Origin of the sequence: Enterococcus hulanensis, from assembly GCF_005405485.1 — a bacterium.
GTDB classification, from domain to species: domain Bacteria; phylum Bacillota; class Bacilli; order Lactobacillales; family Enterococcaceae; genus Enterococcus_A; species Enterococcus_A hulanensis.
Genome location: NZ_BJED01000002.1, coordinates 1 through 22,979 on the forward strand (window position 1 = coordinate 1; position 22,979 = coordinate 22,979).

General features: G+C 42.8%; 20 protein-coding genes. 16 read left to right on the top strand and 4 right to left on the bottom strand.

The genetic code is table 11. The features are described 5' to 3' along the window. The first annotated feature begins 311 nt into the window (after positions 1-311). The 4 genes from FFR60_RS02615 to FFR60_RS02630 all read left to right on the top strand — a co-directional run bounded on the left by FFR60_RS02615 (position 312) and on the right by FFR60_RS02630 (position 4,098). Complete coding sequence (locus FFR60_RS02615) at positions 312-1,259, top strand: hypothetical protein (protein ID WP_137662912.1); 948 nt, start codon at positions 312-314, stop codon at positions 1,257-1,259. Positions 1,260-1,458: 199 nt separating this feature from the next. Further along, a complete protein-coding gene (locus tag FFR60_RS02620) occupies positions 1,459-2,373 on the top strand; it encodes an AraC family transcriptional regulator (protein WP_137662913.1) in 915 nt (304 codons plus the stop codon). Then, on the top strand, positions 2,366-3,304 hold the full coding sequence (locus FFR60_RS02625; protein ID WP_088935411.1) for a glycosyltransferase family 2 protein: 939 nt from the start codon (positions 2,366-2,368) through the stop codon (positions 3,302-3,304). The genes FFR60_RS02620 and FFR60_RS02625 overlap by 8 nt, the downstream gene beginning before the upstream one ends. Next, positions 3,301-4,098, top strand: coding sequence for a Cof-type HAD-IIB family hydrolase (locus FFR60_RS02630; RefSeq protein ID WP_137662914.1), 798 nt, complete (start codon positions 3,301-3,303; stop codon positions 4,096-4,098). The genes FFR60_RS02625 and FFR60_RS02630 overlap by 4 nt, the downstream gene beginning before the upstream one ends. A 33-nt stretch (positions 4,099-4,131) precedes the next feature. Here FFR60_RS02630 and FFR60_RS02635 read toward each other — a convergent pair whose 3' ends face one another. Next, positions 4,132-6,231, bottom strand: a complete 2,100-nt coding sequence (locus FFR60_RS02635) for an LTA synthase family protein (protein ID WP_137662915.1) — start codon at positions 6,229-6,231, stop codon at positions 4,132-4,134. Positions 6,232-6,413: 182 nt separating this feature from the next. Continuing rightward, positions 6,414-7,157 (bottom strand): epoxyqueuosine reductase QueH, encoded by a 744-nt coding sequence (locus FFR60_RS02640; RefSeq protein ID WP_137662916.1) that lies wholly within the window; start codon positions 7,155-7,157, stop codon positions 6,414-6,416. Positions 7,158-7,429: 272 nt separating this feature from the next. On the opposite strand from FFR60_RS02640, the gene FFR60_RS02645 reads away from it, so the two are divergent. From FFR60_RS02645 to FFR60_RS02680, 8 genes are all read left to right on the top strand, one after another. Beyond that, a complete protein-coding gene (locus FFR60_RS02645; RefSeq protein WP_137662917.1) occupies positions 7,430-8,161 on the top strand; it encodes a GntR family transcriptional regulator, LSA1692 subfamily in 732 nt (243 codons plus the stop codon). A gap of 48 nt (positions 8,162-8,209) precedes the next feature. After that, complete coding sequence (locus FFR60_RS02650; protein ID WP_137662918.1) at positions 8,210-9,511, top strand: M20 family metallopeptidase; 1,302 nt, start codon at positions 8,210-8,212, stop codon at positions 9,509-9,511. Between the two features lie 160 nt (positions 9,512-9,671). Then, positions 9,672-10,625: a glycosylasparaginase gene (locus tag FFR60_RS02655; RefSeq protein ID WP_171004848.1), complete on the top strand. Its 954-nt coding sequence runs from the start codon at positions 9,672-9,674 to the stop codon at positions 10,623-10,625. 21 nt (positions 10,626-10,646) lie between these two features. Then, positions 10,647-10,976: a PTS sugar transporter subunit IIB gene (locus FFR60_RS02660; protein WP_088935393.1), complete on the top strand. Its 330-nt coding sequence runs from the start codon at positions 10,647-10,649 to the stop codon at positions 10,974-10,976. 26 nt (positions 10,977-11,002) lie between these two features. Next, the gene (celB, locus tag FFR60_RS02665) at positions 11,003-12,358 is read left to right on the top strand and encodes a PTS cellobiose transporter subunit IIC (protein WP_088935392.1); all 1,356 of its coding nucleotides are present in this window, start codon (positions 11,003-11,005) and stop codon (positions 12,356-12,358) included. Between the two features lie 14 nt (positions 12,359-12,372). After that, a complete protein-coding gene (locus FFR60_RS02670) occupies positions 12,373-12,891 on the top strand; it encodes a GrdB-related putative oxidoreductase (RefSeq protein WP_137662919.1) in 519 nt (172 codons plus the stop codon). A gap of 18 nt (positions 12,892-12,909) precedes the next feature. Then, positions 12,910-13,233 carry a PTS lactose/cellobiose transporter subunit IIA gene (locus FFR60_RS02675; protein ID WP_137662920.1) on the top strand — a complete coding sequence of 108 codons (324 nt, stop codon included), beginning with the start codon at positions 12,910-12,912 and terminating at the stop codon, positions 13,231-13,233. A 108-nt stretch (positions 13,234-13,341) separates the two neighbouring features. Next, positions 13,342-14,127 (top strand): N-formylglutamate amidohydrolase, encoded by a 786-nt coding sequence (locus tag FFR60_RS02680; protein ID WP_137662921.1) that lies wholly within the window; start codon positions 13,342-13,344, stop codon positions 14,125-14,127. Between the two features lie 46 nt (positions 14,128-14,173). On the opposite strand, the gene FFR60_RS02685 is transcribed toward FFR60_RS02680, so the two are convergent. Next, positions 14,174-14,716: a helix-turn-helix domain-containing protein gene (locus tag FFR60_RS02685; protein ID WP_088935388.1), complete on the bottom strand. Its 543-nt coding sequence runs from the start codon at positions 14,714-14,716 to the stop codon at positions 14,174-14,176. Between the two features lie 175 nt (positions 14,717-14,891). Between FFR60_RS02685 and FFR60_RS02690 the strand changes: the two genes are divergently transcribed. The 3 genes from FFR60_RS02690 to FFR60_RS02700 all read left to right on the top strand — a co-directional run bounded on the left by FFR60_RS02690 (position 14,892) and on the right by FFR60_RS02700 (position 18,952). Next, entirely contained in the window at positions 14,892-15,671 is a 780-nt protein-coding gene (locus tag FFR60_RS02690) for a glycyl-radical enzyme activating protein (RefSeq protein WP_137662922.1), read from the top strand. 31 nt (positions 15,672-15,702) lie between these two features. After that, on the top strand, positions 15,703-18,105 hold the full coding sequence (gene hypD / locus FFR60_RS02695; protein ID WP_088935386.1) for a trans-4-hydroxy-L-proline dehydratase: 2,403 nt from the start codon (positions 15,703-15,705) through the stop codon (positions 18,103-18,105). 148 nt (positions 18,106-18,253) lie between these two features. Beyond that, positions 18,254-18,952: a GntR family transcriptional regulator gene (locus FFR60_RS02700; RefSeq protein WP_088935385.1), complete on the top strand. Its 699-nt coding sequence runs from the start codon at positions 18,254-18,256 to the stop codon at positions 18,950-18,952. A 47-nt stretch (positions 18,953-18,999) separates the two neighbouring features. Here FFR60_RS02700 and abc-f read toward each other — a convergent pair whose 3' ends face one another. After that, on the bottom strand, positions 19,000-20,493 hold the full coding sequence (gene abc-f, locus FFR60_RS02705) for a ribosomal protection-like ABC-F family protein (RefSeq protein ID WP_137662923.1): 1,494 nt from the start codon (positions 20,491-20,493) through the stop codon (positions 19,000-19,002). 650 nt (positions 20,494-21,143) lie between these two features. Here abc-f and FFR60_RS02710 point away from each other — a divergent pair. Further along, complete coding sequence (locus FFR60_RS02710; protein WP_137662924.1) at positions 21,144-22,892, top strand: glycoside hydrolase family 13 protein; 1,749 nt, start codon at positions 21,144-21,146, stop codon at positions 22,890-22,892. The last annotated feature ends 87 nt before the right edge of the window (positions 22,893-22,979 follow it).

Consider the following 22,979-nt stretch of genomic DNA (forward strand, 5'->3'; position numbering starts at 1 on the left):
ATGTGAAGGGTAACGTCTTGAGGCGTAGTCATAGCAACAAGGGGTTTCACCCGCAGAGCAAACCACCCGTTTTCACGGGTGGTTCTGATTGTTAGAGCCAAGTGAAATACGAAGATCTGATGTTTATGCTAGACAACTTGCCCTTTTTTTCTCTGTTTCTATTTATAAAGAGCCGCTCTTCGATTCAATTTCGTTATTTTTTATTAAAAAATATAATTCTATTACCTATTTACATCATTGGGACTTATTACTATCATAGTTTTATAAAATGAAAACGATTACTATTTAATAATAAGTTGGGGGTATGAAAAATGGATGTAGCAAAATTAGGTCAAAGACAGCTCTTTTTGATGAAATGGGAAAATCTTGAGGGGAGAATTCTTAAACGCTTTGAACAAAGCCAAAATGTTTCAGAGGTCATTGAGTATCTTGTGGCGGTTCTTGTGCGGAACGCCCTGTGTTCGCGTGCGATCTCGGAAACGCTCCAAGCATTGATTCGTGAGCTGTTCTTAACGTCAGAGCCTAGTGATACGCTGCGCCGATATGCTCCTTATTTTGAGGAATATTGCGAAAAAAGTGAATGGAAAACGATCATCAAGCGTCTGTTTCGTAATGAAGCGGACTATTTGGCTTGCACTAAGGAAGCCCGTGGTTATAAAGACTACTTAATAAAAGAAGGTACGCTGGACATTCGTCAGGAAAATCATGCTTATATTGTGGAGTCCTTCTTTGAAGATATGAACGGCAAACGCCATAAATTGACGATTCGTGAAGTTGATCCTAACAAAGCTGCGCCTGTTGTTACGAAGCTTTTACAAATTTTGACGACTTTAACAATTTTTGAAACAAACGGTGTGCGCAAATTCGTCAAATTTATCAATTACGAAGGCTCGGGAAAAATCATTACAACCGCTTATGACGCTCGTTTGGAGGAAGTGGATGAGTCTGCTCAGGAACCGTCGGACAAAACTGCTTCTGATGATACGAAAACTGGAGCATCATCAAAGAAAACCAATAAATCTGCCAATGAAAGTAAGCAAGCCACAACACCACACAACAAAGCCAACGTAACGCCAACGCCTGCCGCCTCGAAACCAAAATCAAAGCCAAAGAAACCGTCCAAGACCCCGAAAAAATCGGACACCGCCTACCTGCGCTATGGGAAAACGAACGAACAAATAGATAAAGAGCGGGAGAAACGACGGCTCGAAAGAGAGAAAAACAAATTAATGGGGAAAAAGAAGAGAAAGAAAAAATAGACTCTCAGCGTGATTGAAAAAAACAGATAATCAGGCTTCTTTAGTATGGAGAAAAATAAGTCGGTCTAATCAATCGATTTCTTTGGCATGTGATTCCACCTATGAAACTAACGATTATAAAAAAATAGTTTCAATATCGTTCGTTTTAGTCTATAATTTAAACATAAAGTATAAAAATAGTTTCGAATGTGGTGAGCGTGTGTTAGCGAAAAAACTTTACTTAGATAGTAATTTGAAGGAACTGATGGAGTTTCCAGATAATGCGTTTCCCTTTGGTATTTGGCAGGACGAGTTTAATGAGACGGTCGGTCAAATTTTGAATTATCATTGGCATGAAACGATCGAAATGAATGTGCTGCTGAAGGGGAAGCTGGATTATCGCTTAAATGATCAGCGTTTCGTTTTGACAGAAGGCGACAGTATGGTGGTCTATTCAAATAGTCTGCATGGTGCGGCGCTGCGGAAAAAAGAGGATTCGGCAGAAATGCTGACGATTGTTTTTTCGGCGGATCTATTGACCGGCGGCGGGGCCGGCACGATTTATCAGAAGTACTTTCAAACCTTGAGGGATGAAGGGTTTCTCGGAAAACGTTTCGAAAGCGGCAGTGATATGGGGCAGGAAATGTCTGGCTTGCTGCTGAAATTAGCGTCGATTGAGGAAAGTGTCGGCTATGAATTGCGGGTGCTTTCTCAGCTTAGTCTGATTTGGGAAAAGCTGTTCAATCATTTATCCAGCCAACAGAAAACGTCGGCAACGAAGCGCCCTGAAAAATATGAACGGGAAATCAAATCTGTGATGAACTATGTCCAGAAAAATTATATGGAGCGCATCACGATCCAGATGCTCTGTGAACAAACGGGAATCAGTCGTTCGGAATGCTTCCGGATTTTTGCTCGTTTTACCCAAAAGAAGCCGATGGAGTACATCAATGACTATCGGATGTCGATGGCGGTTGGGCTGATGCTGAATACCAGGTGGACGGTCGATCGGATCGCTCAGGAATGCGGCTTTCAAAATGCCAGCTATTTTGGGAAAATGTTTAAGGAGCGCTTTAATCAAACCCCTAAGAACTATCGAATAAATCAAAGAAAAGAGGAACAATCGATTGGATAAAATTGCAGTATTGATCCCTTGTTACAATGAAGCTCAAACGATCCAGGCGGTGATCGATGATTTTAAACAGGAGTTGCCGGAAGGAACGATTTACGTCTATGACAATAATTCCACAGATGACACCTATGCGATCGCCAAAGCAGCGGGGGTGAAGGTTAAAAAGGAAAGTAGGCAGGGAAAAGGCAACGTGGTTCGGACGATGTTTCGTGAAATTGACGCGGAGTGTTATCTATTAGTAGATGGTGACGATACTTATCCGGCTAAAGATGCCCGCAACTTGTGTCGCGAGGTACTGGAAAATGGCGCGGACATGGTGACGGGAGACCGCCTGTCTTCTACCTATTTTTCGGAAAACAAACGGCCCTTTCATAACTCCGGTAATGTCGTCGTTCGTAATCTGATCAATTATTTCTTCAAGGGCAATATCAAGGATATCTTGACCGGCTATCGCGCCTTGAGCCCGTTGTTTGCCAAAAGTATGCCGGTTTTAAGCAAGGGCTTTGAGATCGAGACAGAGATGAATATTCACGCCTTGGACAAAAATTTTGTGATTAAAAATGTCGAGGTGGATTATCGTGATCGGCCGGAAGGAAGTGATTCGAAGCTGAATACGGTGTCTGATGGTATTCGTGTGATTAAGACGATTTTCCAGCTGTTCAAGGATTATCGTCCGCTGCTGTTTTTTAGTGTGTTGGCTGGAATTTTGGCGATCTTGGCGATTATTTTATTCATTCCGGTCTTTTTAGAATATTTCCGCACGGGACTGGTTGACCGGATGCCGACACTGATCACGGCAGGCTTTTTGATGCTGGCAGCCTTGCTGAATTTATCCTGCGGTTTTATCTTGGATACGGAAAATAAAAAGGCGCGGCAAAATTTTGAGCTGCAATTGAATGTTTTACAACAACTTATCAAAGGAGGTAACGCATGATCAAAGCTGTGGCAGTAGATATGGATGGCACTTTTTTGGATTCACAGGGACAATACGATCGCGAACGCTTTGAAGGGATTTTTCAGACGATGCTGGAAAAGGGCGTTCGTTTCATTGTCGCCAGCGGCAATCAGTATTATCAATTGCGGTCTTTTTTTCCTGAAAAAGAAGAACAGATCACGTTTGTTTCGGAAAATGGTGCGCTGATCTTTAAGAATCGGGAAGTGCTGAAAGAGAATCACTTTACAGACAATTTAGTTCAAGAGCTCTTAGCTTTTTTACAGGCAGAATCTAGTGAGTTGGAAGTTGTGGTCTGCGGTTTGAAGTCGGCCTATATGTTGAAAAGTGCCACTCAGCGATTTAAGGAGTTTTCTGCGCTTTACTATTTCCAATTAGCCGAGTTGGACAGCTTCGCGGATTTACCTGAGGATGTTATCGTAAAATTTGCTTTGGATGTACCTGTCGATCAAGCACCGAAAGTCGTCGCTGATTTGAATGAGGCCTTCAAGGATCAGATCACGGCGGTGTCCAGCGGTCACGGCAGCATCGATATTATTATTCCGGGAATCACTAAAGGCAGTTCGATCCAATGGCTGTTGGATCAATGGGGGATCGCACCGAATGAATTGGCGGCATTTGGCGATGCCAATAATGATTTAGAGATGTTGGCTCTAACTGAACACAGCTACGCCATGAAAGAATGCAGTCCGGATGTTTTGGCAACGGCGAAGAACCAAACACCGTCTCATAATGAAGCCGGAGTGTTGCAGGTGTTGGAAGGATTACTAAACTAAAAGGAGTGAAAACAGCTAGAACGCAAGCTGTTTTCACTCCTTTTTATTTCCTTCTTCTGTGTATTCTTTATACGTTTTTGTGTGATACAACTCTTCTGTTGAACGCTGACCATTCTTAGAAAAGACACTAGTTGAATCATCACCCAACTTTTTCTCGATATTGGTCAGAGTTTTTAGCGAATTTTTGTAATTGATTTGCTCCGCTTTGACTGGACTTAGACCGCTGTCATAATAAAACCGCAGCAAGTCGCCATGATTGATTTGGTCTGAGACAGCGAGCTGCTCATCAACCTGCTTCTTCACTTCTTTTGCCCCTTCAAATACTTCCGGCCGACTGAAATTCAGTAGTTCACCCGTTCGATTATCGTAGACGTCCCCTTTATGGTAAGAATACTCTTTCGTTACGAAATTTCCATTACGAAAAGCAACCAATTCCTCTTTATTTGGCGACAGCAAATCATGCCCCAGCAGCATCAAATCATCAGAATCATAACCAATCATATTCAGCAGAGTAGGCAGCACATCGATCTGTCCGCCATAAGTGTGATTGATTGATCCCTTGTCTTGACCAGGAATGTGAATGATCAGCGGTACTTTTTGCGCCTGCATGGTATCAAATGTTGTCCAATCCTCTTTGCCAAATAACTCCTTAGTATCCTTGATGCGAGAATCCGAGATGCCATAGTGATCGCCGTAGAGGACGATCATCGAGTTTTCGTAGAGCCCGCTGGCTTTCAGGTAGTCGAATAACTCTTTGATTGCCGTGTCCGAATAATTAGCCGTCGCGAAATAACCGTCGATCGTTGAATCTCCCGTATTAACTTTCGGGAATCCGTTCTCAGCTTCCGGCAGCTCAGAAAAGGGATAATGGTTGGAAACAGAGAGCAGTTTCGCATAAAAAGGCTGCTGCAAATGCTCTAAATATTTTACTGATTGCTGGAAAAAAGGCTTATCATGCAATCCATATTGAAACGAATTGCCGTCATTTAATTTATAGTAGCTGGAGTCAAAGAAATGCTGATAGCCGAACTTTTTATAGGTTTCATTGCGGTTCCAGAAATTCCCGGCATTACCGTGGAAAGCGGCGGTAGTGTAGCCAAGCTTCTGATCGAGAATCGCTGGTGCAGCGTTAAATGTATTTTTCCCGCCCAACTGTGAAAAAAGCGATCCCTGATTTAGCCCGAAGAGCGAATTTTCCAATAACGTTTCCGCGTCGCTGGTCTTCCCGGCACTCACTTGATGATAAAAGTTATCGAAGCTAAAGGAGCTGTTGCTGTGATAGAGACTATTTATGAAGGGCATCACTTCATGCTCTGCACCGTTCTCGTCCTTGACCTTGTAGTCGATCAAGAATTGATGGGCACTTTCCAAATGCACATAGATGATATTTTTGTCTTTAGCGATCCCGAACGTTTCCGTATTCTTTTCTTTTGGTCGCTGTTTGATTTTTTCTGCCAGAATTTCCATGTCATTCGGGCTAGCCTGTGCCCGGATCTGTGATACCTGATAAGTCTTGACCCCATCGTAGATCGTATAGGCATTGATTCCTAGGTATTTAACGAGATAGTCTCTGGAGAAGGTTCTGGTCAGTAATCCCGGTCGGCTTGTTTCTGCCAAAACTATATTTCCAGCTAGAAAAAGCAGGGCAGTGATCGTAATTGAAAAAGCGAATCTAGCTCGAACCGGACGAGTATCCAAGGGCAGCTTCTTCAAGAGCAAGACGGTCAATACAACGATGCAGTCTAGGAAGTATAGAATATCATGAGGTTTGAACAGCCGAATCGCGCTTTCGCCAAGCCCGCTCGCGACTTTTCCAGCGCCTAAAATCGTATCAATAGTAAGAAAATCAGTAAATTCCTGATAATAAACCACGTTGACAAAAAGCAGGATACTCAGCAGCAGATAAATAAGATAGCCCGTCATGTAAGCTATCTTGGTCCTTCTGATAAACAGAAAAATCGACAGGAAGAGCATCGTCGTCGCTACTGGATTGATCAGGAGAATAAAGACCTGAAGGGCATTATCCAATCTCAAATCAAAATCGACAAAATAAGCAAACAGACTTTTTGCCCACAGCAGCAGTGTCAATAATAAGAAGAAGCCGAAGCGTGAATTCAGTTTGGGTGTGGTCATAACAGAACCTCTCTTAATCAGCTTTGTAATTAGTTAATTGTACCGAAGACCGGATCGTAATGTAAAGGCTATCAAGATTTAAACTCTCTAAACTTATGAAAAAAGCAATGAGCACTGAATTAAAATGGCTTATTGCATCATTTACATACAAAAAGATCGATAGATTCACTCTATCGATCTTTTTAGCTTTCAATTGTTTGTGCTTGGTGCTCTTTGACAAACGCCTTCGCCTCTTTATTGATGGTTTTTAGATCACAGCCTTGCTGTTTCGCGGCAAAGACGCAGCCGCAGTAGCATTGGCGATAAACGTCGTATTCTTTGCACATCTCAATGGAGCGCTGATAGCCGGAATTTTTCTTGAAATCACTTGGCAGATAATGGGTGTTGTAGATTTTTTGGATATCCATGCCGATTTGATTGATCAATTGGCTATTTTTTTTCGGCGAGATCGTCAATGCACTGCCAAAATAATCATAGCCCCGTTCCAAGGCTTCTTTCGCTGCCAAATCCAGCCGCATATTAAAACAAGCAGTGCAGCGCTCGCCGCCTTCAGGCTCTTCAGTCAGATTTTTCTGCTGCATCAGTTGGATGAACTCATTGGGTTTGTATTCATCAATGATCAAGTCTACCTGATTGCCAGTCGCCGCATTGAAGTCATGAATGAATTTTTCTTGGACTAACACACGACGCTGATATTCACTTTCCGGATGAATATTGGAATTTGAGAAGAAGATCGTTACATCGGCGTGCTGGGTCAAAAACTCAAGTGTGTATGTACTGCAGGGCGCGCAGCAAGAATGAATCAAAGTCCGCGGGCGGACTGCTTCTTTTTCCCACGATTGAATCATCTTATGGAGCACACGGTCATAATTTATTTTTTGATTGCTCATTTTTTCAACGATTTCCGTTGCATCTATTGTATTCATAAAATCACCTGAGGGTATTATAAGCGAAGTGCGAACAGAAAGAAAGCTGAGAAGGGAGTTCTTAAAAATTAGAACCCGCTGTTTTGAAAATAAAAAATATCTGAGAGTAATTGCTTTTTTTTATTTAACGAATATAGTATATACTGTAAGGTATATACCGAATAGTTTTGCTTTAAAGTTGTTCTAGCCAAGTCATCAAAGAATCAGTATAGTGAAATTGAGGATAAATTAGGGAGTAACCAATAGATGAATTAACAGAAAAAGGAGAACATATGGAAGAGAAAAAGACGACAAAAGCGAAATTTAATCAGGTATCTGCCGCGATCGAAAAGCGTATTAATGAAGGTGTGTATGTAAGCTCGCAAAAGCTGCCTTCTGAATATGACCTGGCAAAAGAATTTGATTGCAGCCGCTTAACGATTCGTAAGGCCATCGATGATTTGATCAGCAAGAACATTTTGGTAAAACGACGCGGCAAGGGCAGCTACGTGATGTCACAGCCTAAGATTCAAAGCGGACGTTCTGGCTTGCAAGGGTTTACTGAGGCAGCAAAAGCCTATGGAAAAACCAGCAGTACAGAGGTCATCTCGTTTCAAAAGGTCGACGAACCATCAGAAGAAATCCTGAACGCTCTGCAATTGGAAGAAGATCAGCCGATCTACGAATTGGTTCGGCGGCGGATTTTAGATGATGAACCTATGACGGTGGAAAAAATCTATTTAGCCGAATATTATGTTAAAGGTTTGACTAAAGCTGATTTCAACGGCTCTTTGTTCAAATTACTGGAGGAAAAGACCGAGATCGCTTATTCCCACCAAGAAGTAGAGGCGATTTTAGTGAAGCCGGAGCTTTCAAAACTGCTGGATGTTCCAATGGGCGATCCATTATTGCAAGTCTATTCGGTGACTTATGCATTGGATGCCACGCCGATTTTTTATGATATTTCCTATTATCGGTCTGACCGATACGTATTCAAAACAACCCTTACTCGCTATAATCGCTAGCTTGTCAGCTTAGAAAAATTTATGACGATAGTCACTAGGAGGCTTCTTATGTCCATTGATTTTAGAAATGTGATCGAAGAAAACAAAGTGCAGTTTTATCAAGATCTTGACCAAGTGATGCAAGTAGAAAGTGTCAAAGGCACCCCAGAACCACAGGCGCCTTTTGGCAAAGGACCAAAGAAGGCGTTAGAAACAGTCATGGCATTGGCTGAGAAATATGGGTTTGAGACAGCGATCGTCAATGATGCGGTCGGCTATGCGCAGTGGGGCGATGAAAACGAGTACATTGGCGTGGTTGGACATTTGGATGTCGTACCTGCCGGTGAAGGCTGGTCTTTTCCGCCGTTTAAGCTAAGCCAAAAGGAGCAACGTTTTTATGGAAGAGGTATTTTAGATAATAAAGGACCAATTCTAGCTTGTCTGTTTGGTTTGAAATTATTAAAAGACATGAATCTGCCGGTCAAGAAAACCATTCGGATCGTCTTTGGAACAGATGAGGAAAGCGGCAGTTCGGATATTCCGCTCTATTTAAGTGAAGAAAAAGCTCCGCAATTTGGCTTTACGCCAGATTGTAAATATCCGGTGGTGTATGGCGAACGGGGAATCGTCAATTACGAAATATTCACGACCATTCCCGCCGCTGAATTGGAGGTTTTAGGTGATTTTGTTGGCGATCAAGCGCGAGATCACGTTCCCGATCATCTAGCTGTAACTGTTGCTGGAAAAGAGATCCAGGTAGTTGGTAAAAGAGCGCCGTCAAATGCACCGGAGCTTGGAGAAAATGCCATCACATTATTAGCGGAAAAAATGTTGCAAGAAAATTTGCTTTCAGGACAATTAGCCGACTATTTCTCATGGCTTGTAAAAAGTCTGGCGAATCAGCATTACGGCGAAGGCTTAGGAATTGATTTTTCAGATGCGGACAGTGGAAAGTTAATGATCACGCCTTACCAATTAAGCAAAAAGGGCCAGCAGCTGTCGCTTTCATTAGCTGTCCGATACCCGGTTTCAGTAGCTGAAGCAGAAGTAACTGAGGCGTTGGAAAAGCATTTGCCGCCAGACAGTCAGTTAGAAGTTACTCGGCGCATCAAAAGCAGCCATTTTCCTAAGGATGATCCAAATGTTCAGCAGTTGGCACGAGTCTATGAAGCAGTCACTGGATTAGACGGGACGCCGGTCACAACGACTGGAGCGACATACGCCCGTTTTGTTCCGAACATCGTGGCGTTCGGACCGTCGTTTCCAGGGCAAAAGGGGATCGCCCATAATCAAGACGAATATATGGATGAAGAAGATCTTTTGTTGAATATGGAAATTTATATGCGTGCGATGCTGGCGTTAATTGAATAAGTGAACGAAGCCTTGGTTAGAGATAGCCAAGGTTTTTTTTGCTTAGAGAACACTAAAAAAGTGAAAAAAATTTTGAATTTAGTATATACAAAACAGTATATACTATTTATAATGAGGTCAGATTTTCAAAATGTAAACGGTAACGGAAAGGAGCACGACGATGGCGTGGGGAGCGATTGCCACATGGCGTATGGCCCATGATGGTGTAGTGGAAGCATTGCGCTTACTAGAGAAAAAAGAGGGAGCCGGCGATGCGGTAGAGACATTGATCAAAACAGTAGAGGATTACCCTTATTATAAATCAGTCGGCTTTGGCGGCTTGCCAAACGCAGAAGGCATCTTGGAAATGGATGCGGCTTTTATGGATGGCGATACCTTTGAAATCGGCGCAGTCGCTGGGATCACCGATGTTAAAAATCCGATCTCAGTTGCACGAAAGCTAAGCAAAGACAAGTTCAATAGTTTTCGCGTCGGTGAAGGTGCAACCAAATATTCGATGCTGGCAGGATTCGAAAGAAAGAGCATGCTGACGGAGCGGGCGCACAAATTATGGGAAAAACGCTTGAAAGAAATTCAAGAGAACAATTTAAACCCCTACGACGGACATGACACAGTCGGCGCGGTCACTTTGGATCAAAAAGGAACCATGACGGCAGGAACCTCCAGCTCTGGTTTATTTATGAAAAAACCGGGCCGAGTAGGAGATTCGCCATTATCGGGTTCCGGCTTCTATGTGGATAGCGAGATCGGCGGCGCCGCAGCAACCGGGTTGGGAGAAGACTTGATGAAGGGCTGCTTGTCTTATGAAATCGTTCGTCTGATGGGCGAGGGAGTCACACCGCAGGCTGCCTGCGATAAAGCTGTCTATGAATTTCACGATAAATTAACGGCGCGTTATGGAAAAGCCGGAGCCTTCTCATTGATCGCCATGAATACCAAAGGCGAGTGGGGCGTGGCAACCAACGTGGAGTTCACCTTCAGCGTTGGAAATGATCAGGAAAACCCGCAAATTTTCATCGCCAATATGGGCCCAGATCATACTACCGATATCCAGCCGATCACACAAGATTGGTTAGATGCTTATGAAAAACGGATCAAAGCACCAATTGAATAAAAACTTAGGAGAGTGAAGAACATGAGTAAAAAACAAATTTATCTATTCTGTGATGCTGGAATGTCAACCAGTATTATGGTCAACAAAATGATGGAAATCGTCAATAAGCACAATATGCCGCTTCAAATTACGGCTTTTCCTGTAGCACGTTCGCAAGAAGTTGTTGCAAAAGAAAAACCTGTAGCGATTCTCTTAGGTCCACAGGTCAAATTTTTATTGGAAAAAACCAAAGAACAATTTGAACCGCAAGGCATACCTGTCGCAGTTATTGCACCGGAAATTTACGGCATGATGGATGGCGAAAAAGCCATGAAAGAAGTTTTAAAATTAATCAAACAAAATAAAAAATAGAACTTGATTGATTGGAGGAAAAAAAGATGCAGAAGTTTTTAAACTGGTTGGAAAAAGTTTTGACGCCGCTTGCTAAAGTTATTGGTGAGAACAAATATTTAATTGCCATTCGTGATGGATTTTTGATTTCAACGCCCTTATTGATTGTTGGTTCTTTCTTCTTATTACTTGCAAATTTTCCGATTCCAAATTGGAGCAATATAGTATCTCCAATCTTAGGGGATAACTGGGAATCGTTGATGTCTGTACCGGCATCGGCGAGTTTCGACGTTATGACTATTTTGGCTGTGGTAGGAATTGCCTACAGTTTAGGACGACAACTAGAGATTGATGCAATCCAATCAGGTGCTTTGGCGTTAGTATCCTTCTTTATTCTGACTCCTTTTACTACTCAATTTACACCAGAAAATAGTACACAAGTTTTTGATGTGACTAGTCTTCCTTTAAAATGGATGGGTTCAAGCGGATTATTCTTAGGGATGATCATTGCCCTAGTTTCCACACGGATTTTTGCAGCAGTGATTCATCGTGGCTGGACGATCAAAATGCCAGAGGGCGTTCCGCCAACCGTAGTGAAATCTTTTGAAGCATTGATTCCTAGTTTCGTTGTAGTGACAATAATGTTCGTTATCAATTGGTTAGTTTCATTAACGCCAATGGGGAACTTGCAAGATGTAATCTTTAAATTCTTACAGACGCCATTATTAAGTTTAGGAAATACCTTAGGTGCAATGATTATTGCATACTTGTTCTTGCATTTCTTCTGGTTCTTCGGTATCAATGGAAGCAGCGTGGTTGGTGCGGTATTCAATCCAGTTTTGCGAGCGCTATCGGTAGAAAACATGCAAGCGTTCAAAGATGGTCATGAAATTCCAAATATCATTACGGGTCAGTTCCAAGATATGTTTGCGACTTTTGGCGGCGGCGGATCGACGTTATCACTAATCATTGTGATGGTCATCTTCTGTAAAAGCCAACGTGTCAAGAAATTATCTCAGTTATCATTAGTACCAAGTATTTTTGGGATCAACGAACCGATAATTTTTGGCTTGCCGATCGTACTGAACCCGATTATTTTGATTCCTTTTGCACTAGTTCCTACTATTAATATTATTATTTCTTATTTTGCGATGGATTGGGGCATTGTTCCTTATACAAATGGGATTCAACTGCCTTGGACGACACCGCCGATTATTTCTGGTTTCTTAGTAAGCGGCTGGCAAGCCTCTGTACTGCAAGCACTGCTGATCGTTTTAGGAATGGCAATCTATTATCCGTTCATCAAAGTGTTAGATGATCAGTATTTGCGAGAAGAAAAAGAGGCAGAAGAGCTTGAAGCCGAGGAAATCGATTTTGATACGTTTGATTTTGACGAAATTTAAGATGGGTGAAGAGAATGAAGAAAATCATTTTGATTCTAAATCATGTTCAAGCAGGTATGGGAAGTGACGAGCACGCGAACCTAACTCCTAGCGGGAAAAAATCAGCATTAGGTCCCGGACAGACCCTAATGACCTATCTTAAAGAGCAAGATGCTGAAATCACTGCTACATTATATTGCGGAGACCACTATTTCTTAGCGCATCAAGCGGAGGTGACTAAGAAATTTGTAGGATTTGCCAAAAAATTTCAAGCAGACGCGGTCATTTGCGGACCAGCTATGCATTATCCGAATTTTGGTGAAATGGCCGGCTCTTTAGCAAAAATTTTTAATCAGCAAGGAATCCCTGCGATTGCTGCGATGTCGATTGAAAATCCAGCAACAGATAAATATCGATCGGAGATACCCATTGTAAAAATGCCGGAAAAAGGTGGAGTAGGATTAAACGATTCCTTCAAAAATATGGCATTGCTGGCTGTTGAAAAAGCTGAGGGAAAAGAGACAGCAGATTTAGAAAAACAGATTTGTTTTTAACGGAAGGAATTTTTATTAATGAATGATGAACAGTTGCAAGTGGTTATGGGGTTAATCATGAATGCAGGAAATGCAAAAGGTGAGGCAGTAGCTGCTTTAGCTGCTGCGAAAAAGGAAAATTTTACTGAGGCTGAAGAACGCATGAAGGCTGCGAATGAAGCCTTGGTTGAGGCGCATAATACTCAGACAGACTTGCTGACAGCAGAAGCAAGTGGAAACAACTCTGAAGTGACATTGCTGATGGTTCACAGTCAGGACCATTTGATGAATGCTATTTCCTATATAGGCTTAACCCAAGAATTAATCGATGTATATAAACGCATGATGGTATTAGAAAAATAATATATTTAGAAACTGACAGAGTGTGTTTTCTCTGTCAGTTTTTCATTTCTCTAAGCAGATGATTGGTTTATAATCAAACTAAATTCAAAATCAGAAAGCAGGCACTCCATGAACCCGTTCACTATTTATAATGAAGAAAAAAATCAATACCCAGTAGTCGTCAGCCTGCCTCATAGCGGAACGTGGATTCCGAGGGAAATGCGAAGCCGCTTGCGGCCAGAGGCTGTTTTAGCCAACACTGACTGGTTTTTACCAGAGCTGTATAATTTCTTAATCGAAAAAGGCTGCACGGTGATCGAAAATCAGGTGAATCGCTATGTCGTTGATCCGAATCGTGAAAGTCGAATGTCGGGGGCGGATTACCAAGAGACGGTCGTCTACCAGCAAAATACCTTTGGCAATCGTTTGTATGCGGAATCGCTGCCGTCTAAAGTAATCACTGAACGGTTAGCGAACTACTATTGGCCATATCATCAGGCCTTGCAGAAATTAATCGATCAGAAAACCCAGTATTTTTCTAAAGTTTATCTATTTGATCTCCACAGCTTCGCTGAATATCCGAATAATGATGCCACCGAGCCTGCGGATTTTGTGATCGGCAATCAGGAGGATCAAACAGCTAGTGCTGATTTACGAGAATTGTTTACGGACTCATTGGAAGCGGCGGGATACAGTGTTTCGAATAATCATCCGTTTTGTGGCGGATTTATCACCCGGCACTATGGCCAGCAGGCTGAGATCGAAGCGCTGCAATTAGAAATTCGCTACAATCAATACATCCAGCAGCGTTCGTTTGGTGAAGAAGAATTAACCGCCTATGATCCAGAATTATTTTCAACGACACAGGAAAAGCTGAAAACGATTTTTGAAACAATCTTAGTGGAACTCTCATAGAGAAGATCTAATAAAAAAAGCGTTCGATCATGTGATCGAGCGCTTTTTAGTAATCATTAGGATAATGGACGACGATAAATTTCACTACATTACTGGTTTGGTTGTCCCAATTGTGATCGATTGTGGAGAAATAGTGGGCGGAGTCGCCGGGATAGAGCTGATACGTCTGCTCTTCGATCACTAACGTCAGGATGCCCTCTAAAACATAAACGAATTCTTCACCATGATGAGGATAAGTCGTGGGCAGCTCGCGCTTTTCATGAGGCATGATCTCAATCATTTTCGGCGCGATTTTTTTATCCTGGGGTGTGCGGCTCAATTGTTTATAAATCATATTGTTCAATTTATGGATCACTGGTTGATCGTAGCCGCGAACGATTGGTTCGATCTCAGGTTCTTCTTCAAAAAAATAATTGATCTTTACATGAAATAAATCCGCGATATTTGAAAGATGCTCGACAGCAATGGTCGTGATGCCGCGTTCAAATTGGGACAGGAAGCCTGTAGACAAGTCAGTGGCTTCGGACAGCTGCTTGAGGGTCATTCCTCGTTCATTCCGCAGGTTTTTAACTTTTTCACCTATATTCATCTGCTAACTCCTTACATTGATTCATTATTTTTAGTATACCTGAAAAAAGGTCAAATTCCTAACCGTCATTTAAGTGAAAACTTTATGGAAAATAAAATAAAAAGTTCACGATTATGAATAAAGCGCTTGCAACTATGACGGCGGGACTTTATAATTAGAGGCGGGAGGGAAGCACGTGAAAAAGCCTACGATTTTTAATATTCAGAAGTTTTCGACCCATGATGGGCCGGGGATTCGTACGACGATTTTTTTCAAAGGGTGTCCCATCAGATGTGAATGGTGTCACAATCCGGAAAGTCAGGTATTTGCACCAGAGATTATGTTGAATAAATATGGTAAAGAAGAGCTGATCGGAAAGGATTATTCTGTCCGCGAGCTGGTAAAAAAGATTCAGGCGGATCAAATTTTTTATGATCAATCAGGCGGCGGGGTGACTTTTTCCGGCGGTGAAGTGATGGCGCAGAATATGGATTATGTGGTGGAACTGGCGCAAGAATGTCAGCGGTTAGGAATCACAGTCGCGATCGATACTTGCGGAGTCGCGCCGACTGAAAATTATCGCCGCATTTTGCCGTATACCGATTTGTTTTTGTATGATTTAAAGTTCATTGATTCACATAATCATCAGCTTTACACTGGTGCAGGCAATCAATTAGTGTTAGAAAATTTACGATTTTTATCAGAGCAGCAGGCGGAAATCAATTTGCGCTTGATTTTGTTAGATGAAATCAACGCAGAAGAAGTCGATGCAGAAGAAATCATTGAGTGGTTGGCTAAAGAGAGGATTCATGTCAGTGAAATTTCGCTGCTGCCGTATCATGATTTTGGTCGTGACAAATATGAGCGTTTGAACCGTATTTGTACCCAGAATTTCAGCAAACCAGCAGATGAAAAAGTAGAAAGGCTGCAAAAGGTTTATCAAGATGCCGGCTACCAAGTGACGATTGGCGGATAAAAGGACCACATATATAATAGGAGGGAAATTAATGGCAGAGTTAACACTGGAACCAACAAGAAGAGGAAGTACGGAACGGATCAAACGGCTGCGGGAGATCAGTGACAAGGAATGTACCCCAAGTATTTCGATGGAACGGGCGGTTTTATTAACTGAAGCGTACAAAAAATGGGAAGGCAAAGTTTCTGCCCCAGTATTACGCGGAAAAGCCTTCAAGTACATCATGGAAAATCGCACGAACTACATTGAAAAAGGCTCATTAGTATTGGGAGAAAAAGGGGACAAGCCTTGGGCAGCGCCAACATTCCCTGAATTGTGCTGCCACACGTTAGAAGATTTCGATAATATGCATAACCGCGAGAAAGTTTTCTTCCGCGTTAGTGAAGAAGACCGCCGCATTCAAGAAGAAGTGATCATCCCTTATTGGCATGACCGTGCTATGATGACTCGTATGAATCGCCTGCTGCCGGAAGAATGGCATTTGCTGTTTGATGCTGGATTATACACAGAGTTCTTGATGCAGCGCGGCCCCGGTCATACCGTAGCAGATGGCAAAATGTATCAAAAAGGCTTTGCCGATTTTAAAGCGGATATCCAGCAGGAGATCGACAACTTAGACTATAACAATGACATGGAAGCCTTGAACAAACGGGAAGAATTAGAAGGTATGAAGCTGGTCTGCGAAGGCATGATCATTTACGGCAAACGCTATGCGCAGCAATGCCGCGATATGGCTGAAACGGAAACCGATCCGCAATGGAAACAGGAGCTGTTGGACCTAGCCGAAGTCTGCGACGTAGTACCGGAGCATGCGCCGCAAACCTTCCGCCAAGCGATCCAAATGTACTGGTTCACTCATATCGGCGTGACGGTGGAAATGAACAACTGGGATGCTTATTCCCCAGGGAAATTAGACCAGCATCTGGAACCCTTCTATGAAAAAGATATCGAAGAAGGCCGTTTGACCCGTGAAGAAGCGCGGGAGCTATTAGAAAATCTTTGGATTCAATTCAATAATCAGCCAGCACCGCCAAAAGTCGGCATCACCTTAAAAGAAAGCGGCACGTATACTGATTTTTGTAACTTGAACACAGGTGCCTTGCGTCCGGACGGAACCAGCGGCGTAAGTGATGTCAGCTATCTGATTCTAGAAGTGATGGATGAAATGAAGCTGCTGCAGCCGAGCTCGAATGTGCAGATTTCCCGCAAAACACCGGAGAAATTCCTGCGTGAAGCCTTGAAAGTCTCCCGCAAAGGCTGGGGGCAGCCGGCGATGTATAATTCTGAGGCGATCTTGGCAGAATTAAGCTATCTTGGAAAATCGGTGGATGATGCTAGAGAAAGTGGGATTTGTTCTGGCTGTGTCGAAGTCGGTGTGGCCGGAAAAGAGGCCTATGTTTTAACAGGTTATCTGAATATCCCGAAAGTATTTGAGCTTGCCATGAACCGCGGCTACGATCACTACACGGATAAGCAGGTGGGGATCGATGTCGGCGACTTCACTAAAATGGAAACCTACGAAGAAATTTTCGAAGCCTTCCACGAGGAGCTGCAATATGTGGTAGATGTGAAGGTGGCTGGCAATAACATGATCGAACGGATGTATATGGAGTTCATGCCGGTACCATTGCTTTCTGTCATGTCTGATGATTGTATCAAGGTCGGCAAGGATTACAATGCCGGCGGAGCACGTTACAACACAAGCTACATTCAATGTGTAGGAATTGCGACGATCACGGATTCATTGGCGGCGATCAAGCATAACGTCTTTGAAGAAAAAACCATGACGATGCAAGACTTGCTGGATGCCTGTGAAGCAGATTTTGAAAACTATGACGAAATTTATGACCGAGTGTATAACGAAACACCGAAATATGGAAATGACGATGAATACGCGGATACGTTATTACGCGATGTAGCAGCTTCATTGCAAGAAGTGATCGCGGGCCGTCCAACACCGAAAGGCTCGAAAACAGTAGTTGAATTCTTGCCAACGACTTGCCACGTTTACTTTGGCCAAGTCATGGAAGCTTCGCCAAATGGCCGCCATAAAGGAATTCCATTGCCAGATGGTATTTCACCAGAAAAAGGCGCCGATCGCAACGGACCAACTGCGGTAATCAAGTCTGCATCGAAAATCGATCAAACGAAAACCGGCGGTGCTTTGCTGAATCAAAAATTCACTCCTAGCGTAGTAGCAGGTGAAGCAGGCATCACCAACATGGCGTCATTAGTTCGCAGCTATTTTGCTCTGGACGGACACCATATCCAATTCAACGTGATCGATCGCAATACTTTGCTGAAAGCGCAAAAGCATCCGAAAGAATACGAAAACTTGATCGTGCGTGTTGCCGGCTACAGCGATTACTTCAACAATCTGGAAAAAGCCCTGCAAGATGAGATCATCTCCAGGACAGAACAAGCCTTCGGGTAAATCAACGAGGATCAATTAAGAGCCAGAAAGCTTATTTTCTGGCTCTTTTTATACACAAATTGGTGACACGATTAGAATCTCAAGATTTAAGTAAGGGCTTTCTGATATAATGAATTGGACATAATGAAAAAGGGGTGCTGATTGATTTATGAATCGTATGCCTAAGTACGAAAAGCAGAGTTTGAGCGACCGAGTCGTCGCGCATGTTAAAGAGCAGATTCTAGCAGGAACTTTAAAAAGCGGGGATCGTTTAATAGAAACAGACATTTCCACTCATTTTAGGATTAGCCGAGCGCCGGTGAGAGAGGCGATGCGGATTTTGAATGAACAGGGACTGATTACCTTTTCTCCCCGCAAAGGAAATCATGTGATCGAAATGAACCCGGCCGAACTTATGGAAGCCTTTGAGATTCGAGCCTCACTTGAAACGCAGATCCTGCGAAAACTATTGCGGGAACAACGGATCAAAGAAACAGATTTCCAGCAGCTGACCAAAATTGCACGCGAGATGAACAGCGGTGAAAAGCGAGGTGTAAATGAAGCGGAAAAATTCTTTTTGCTGAATTCGTTGGATCTTTCCTTTCATAAGTATTTGTGGGAATTGTCTGGAAATGTAAGAAGAGTACAAATTTTAGAGGGGTTGTTTTATCAGCTGCTGATTGTGATGAACGAGGATCTCTCTTCACTAGGTGTACTTGAAAAGAAAGCCGAAGAACATTTGAAGCTTGTGGAAGTTTTGCGGGAGAACGATCCATCAGCGGTCGTCCGCGCCTTCCATAATCATATTCAAGATTACGTCAAAGTCACTTTACCGAGGGAAGAACAAAACTTTTGTTTAGATTGTTAAAAGCAAATGACTAAAAAATGAACCGTCCATTATTCGGACGGTTCATTTTATTTTTTTAAGGCAATTTGCTGTGCGTGAACATTTTTCAAGAAGGTCTGGTCATGTTCGACAATCAGCATGGTTGGTTTGATTTGTAATAAAAGATCTTCTAATTGCTTTTGATTGAAGACATCTAGATAATTTAACGGCTCGTCCCAAATGTAGAGCTCGGCTTCTTGCGCGAGGGATTTAGCAAGTTCGACTTTTTTCCGTTGCCCCATACTCATTTCTTCGATCCGATTTTGAAAGACGTTTCGTTCCATGCCAAGTTTTCGCAGATTGTTTAAAAAGGCCGAATAATCCAACTGATTCCTCTCAGCGAAGTCTTGCAGCTTGCCGCGGTTGCTTTCGTAATTTTGCCGGACATAGCTGATTTTGGCTGATGGCCGAAGGAGTTCGCCAGCGGCTTCACCTGCAAAGGTTCCTAATAAATAGTGCAGTACACTAGATTTTCCGATCCCGTTTGGTCCGGTCAGGGCAGTAATTGAGCCCCGTTTTACTTCAAATGATAACGGCGCAAACAGCGGTTCCTGCTCTAGATACTGAAGCGTCAGATTTTCAATTTTCAAAAGCTGCGGGTGACGACTGGCTTGGTAGTTCATTGTTAAACGATCGACATCCTCTAAGTCTTTTAAAAGTCCTTCCTTTAGTTCGATCTGATCGTACATTCGATCTTCAATGGTTTTTGAACGCTTCATAGTCCGGGCCGCGCGGGCGCCGATGAAGCCAGTATCAAAAACACCGCCGCTGCCTTTTTCGGATGGTTTGCCATATTTGTCGGTTTCCCGCGACCGCGACCACTCAGCTTTTTCTGCGGCTGTCTTTTTCAGTCGGCTGACTTCCTTTTTGATTTTTCTATTTTGTGCTAATTCAAATTCATCCCGCAATTTCTTTTGTTCTTCGTAGGTTGAAAAATTTCCCTGATAAAGTATCAGCTGGCTTTTTTCGATCGCCAAGGTATGATCGGTGACCTGATTCAAAAATTGCCGATCGTGGCTGACAACGATAAAACCGTCCTTTTGCTGCAAATACTTCGCGACATGCTGGCGTCCTTGCAGATCTAGATGATTCGTCGGTTCATCAATTAATGGAAAAAAATTCTCCTGAGTAAACAGCAATGCCAACAATACCTTTGTTTGTTCACCGCCAGAAAGGGTCTCGTACGGCTGCCACAATACCTGCGGGTCCAACTGGATCAAGTTCATTTCTCGTTCCAATTCCCATAGCTCAAAGTCGGCCACTTCCAATAAGGTGTAATACGTTAGCTGATCCGTCATCTCCACAGTTGCGGGAAAATAGACAGGCTGCAGCGGAAATTGGATTTCTCCCTGATACGCATGCTTTCCCAGCAGCAGCTGCAGCAAGGTGGTTTTGCCGCGGCCGTTACGACCAACTAACCCTAACTTCCAACTACTATCGATCGTTAAATTCGCATCGTCAAATAATAAATCAACCTGCTTATCAAAGCCAAAGGTCAAATGTGTAATTTTAATTGTAGACATAAAAAATACCCCCGTTTGTTTCACTAAGGAAACAAAAAAATCCTAACCAATTTTCAGGAAAGGACTTAGGGGTGAGAGGTCTTTTTTCTAAATAGTGGTAGATAGCAGGACAGCTAGCTCATTTGAAATGAAAACATTTTTCAAAACCGTGAAAAATGTCTTTATTTTCGTACGCATACCATTCTGCTAAACTGCTTGTTCACTATCTCCGAAAAAAAGTTTATCACCGGTTCATGCTTGGCAAACTGCGAAAAGCATAACTGGCAAAAAAGAGACCACACCTTGAAAGCCTAAGCCAATCCTGAAAATCTGCGCACTAATCCCATCAATTTTCGTTAACTGATGTTCAGTTTGCAGCTTCCAACATTCGCTTAGTTTTTCAATGGCATGATCCCTCGTTTCAATATTAGTTGATTTCATTAAAACAAAATTTTCTGATTTTGTCAAAAAAAAATACGGACGCAGCCGCTTCCCCAAACATGCTACGCCCTGGAGTGATCCTCGATAAACGAGGCGAAGAAAATTTATTCTTCTATTATTATATTAGCATATTTCAAGAAAAAAAAGTCTTTTAAACCCTTGAGAAAAGTTAGCAGTGGAGCCGCTGCCAAAAAGTTTGGTACAATGGGTTCAGAAATGGAGGTGGTGGGATGAATTATGCAGGAATTTATCATCGTCCCGAGAGCGAGTTCGCTTTTCTTTATACGAAAGATTTGATGCGGATTCGCCTGCAAACAGCCCGCAATGAAATAAAATCCGTTGGTTTGATCAGCGGCGATTTTTATACCTTTGCGGAGGAGAAATGGTATCACACCCAGCAAACAATGAACAAAACCTATACGACCGATACGCATGATTATTGGGAAATCGAAGTGACCGCACCGCATCATCGCTTGGCGTATGCGTTTTGTATTACGGATTATGCTGGAACACAGATTTTTTATACCGATCAAGGAATTTTTGAATACGAAGAGGATCGTTTAGCGCGGGACTATTTATATTTTCGGATGCCGTATTTTCAAGAGATCGATCGGTTTAAAGTGCCGGATTGGGTAGCAAAAACGGTTTGGTATCAGATTTTTCCGGAACGCTTTTATAATGGTGATCCATCGAACGATCCAGACGATGTGTTAGCCTGGGGAAGTGAAAAGCCCACCCGCGAGAATTTCTTTGGCGGGGATTTGCAGGGTGTCATCGACAAGTTGGATTATTTGGAAGACTTGGGTGTCAACGGCTTGTATCTCTGTCCGATCTTCACTTCGCCGTCGAATCATAAATACGATACGGTGGATTATTATGAAATTGATCCGCATTTTGGCAATAAGCAGCTGTTCCGCGAGCTGGTGGAAAAAGCCCATGAGCGCGGAATTCGCGTTATGCTGGATGCAGTATTCAATCATCTAGGCTCCAGCTCGCATCAATGGCAGGATGTGATTTTGCATGGGGAGGAATCTGCTTATGCTGATTGGTTCCATATTGATTCCTATCCACCGCGGTATACAGCGATTCCCGATTCGGAATATGCGAAAAATTTGAATTATGATACCTTCAGCTTCAATCCACACATGCCGAAGCTGAACACTGCCAACCCCGAAGTCCAAAATTATTTATTGGAGATTGCGACCTATTGGATTCGCGAATTTGATATTGACGGCTGGCGGCTAGATGTAGCCAATGAAGTCGATCATCATTTTTGGAAGGAATTTCATGAGGCGGTTTTGCAGCAAAAAGAGGATTTATATATCTTAGGGGAAATCTGGCATTCTTCACAGCGCTGGCTGCAGGGGGATGAATTTCACGCGGTGATGAACTATGCTTTCACCGACAGCATCAAAGCCTTTTTCGTGGAGCAGACGATCTCAATCTCGCAAATGATTTTCGGAATGAATCGTCAGCAGCTGCTTTATCGCGATCAGACCAATGAGGTCAGCTTTAATTTGCTTGATTCCCACGATACGCCGCGGATATTAACGTTGTGTCAAGGGAACAAAGAGCTGATGAAGGCAGTCTTAACTTTCATGTTCATCCAAAAAGGCACGCCGTGTATTTATTACGGCACGGAGATCGGGATGGAAGGCGAGATGGACCCGGATTGCCGCCGCTGTATGATCTGGGAAGGACAAGATGAAGAGCTCCAGACCTTCTTCAAGCAACTGATTGCTTTACGGAAGCAATTTTCTGAAGTATTCAGCTATGGCACCACGACTTGGCATTATGATGATGATAAAAAAGCCTTCTCATTGACGCGAAGCTATAAAGAAAAAACATTGATCGCGACCTTTAATGAAGGCGAGTCCTTTGAGGTTGAAAAGAATGGTCGACGCGTGTTTGGACAGAATTATCATGAGGGCGAGGAGTATCAGCTATTATCTCATGGATTTGTGATTCAGGAACAGTAAACTATTAGAATAATGAAACAAAAAGATCGGCTAAGCAATCACTTAGTCGATCTTTTTTTCAGCTTGGCAACGAGGTTGAAGGGAGCC

Excerpts from the sequence above, each read along its gene's own strand:
- FFR60_RS02615 (WP_137662912.1), top strand. The coding sequence starts at position 312 with ATGGATGTAGCAAAATTAGGTCAAAGACAGCTCTTTTTGATGAAATGG.
- FFR60_RS02630 (WP_137662914.1), top strand. The coding sequence starts at position 3,301 with ATGATCAAAGCTGTGGCAGTAGATATGGATGGCACTTTTTTGGATTCA.
- FFR60_RS02635 (WP_137662915.1), bottom strand. The coding sequence starts at position 6,231 with ATGACCACACCCAAACTGAATTCACGCTTCGGCTTCTTCTTATTATTG.
- FFR60_RS02640 (WP_137662916.1), bottom strand. The coding sequence starts at position 7,157 with ATGAATACAATAGATGCAACGGAAATCGTTGAAAAAATGAGCAATCAA.
- FFR60_RS02645 (WP_137662917.1), top strand. The coding sequence starts at position 7,430 with ATGGAAGAGAAAAAGACGACAAAAGCGAAATTTAATCAGGTATCTGCC.
- FFR60_RS02650 (WP_137662918.1), top strand. The coding sequence starts at position 8,210 with ATGTCCATTGATTTTAGAAATGTGATCGAAGAAAACAAAGTGCAGTTT.
- FFR60_RS02655 (WP_171004848.1), top strand. The coding sequence starts at position 9,672 with ATGGCGTGGGGAGCGATTGCCACATGGCGTATGGCCCATGATGGTGTA.
- FFR60_RS02660 (WP_088935393.1), top strand. The coding sequence starts at position 10,647 with ATGAGTAAAAAACAAATTTATCTATTCTGTGATGCTGGAATGTCAACC.
- celB (WP_088935392.1), top strand. The coding sequence starts at position 11,003 with ATGCAGAAGTTTTTAAACTGGTTGGAAAAAGTTTTGACGCCGCTTGCT.
- FFR60_RS02670 (WP_137662919.1), top strand. The coding sequence starts at position 12,373 with ATGAAGAAAATCATTTTGATTCTAAATCATGTTCAAGCAGGTATGGGA.
- FFR60_RS02675 (WP_137662920.1), top strand. The coding sequence starts at position 12,910 with ATGAATGATGAACAGTTGCAAGTGGTTATGGGGTTAATCATGAATGCA.
- FFR60_RS02680 (WP_137662921.1), top strand. The coding sequence starts at position 13,342 with ATGAACCCGTTCACTATTTATAATGAAGAAAAAAATCAATACCCAGTA.
- FFR60_RS02685 (WP_088935388.1), bottom strand. The coding sequence starts at position 14,716 with ATGAATATAGGTGAAAAAGTTAAAAACCTGCGGAATGAACGAGGAATG.
- hypD (WP_088935386.1), top strand. The coding sequence starts at position 15,703 with ATGGCAGAGTTAACACTGGAACCAACAAGAAGAGGAAGTACGGAACGG.
- FFR60_RS02700 (WP_088935385.1), top strand. The coding sequence starts at position 18,254 with ATGAATCGTATGCCTAAGTACGAAAAGCAGAGTTTGAGCGACCGAGTC.
- abc-f (WP_137662923.1), bottom strand. The coding sequence starts at position 20,493 with ATGTCTACAATTAAAATTACACATTTGACCTTTGGCTTTGATAAGCAG.
- FFR60_RS02710 (WP_137662924.1), top strand. The coding sequence starts at position 21,144 with ATGAATTATGCAGGAATTTATCATCGTCCCGAGAGCGAGTTCGCTTTT.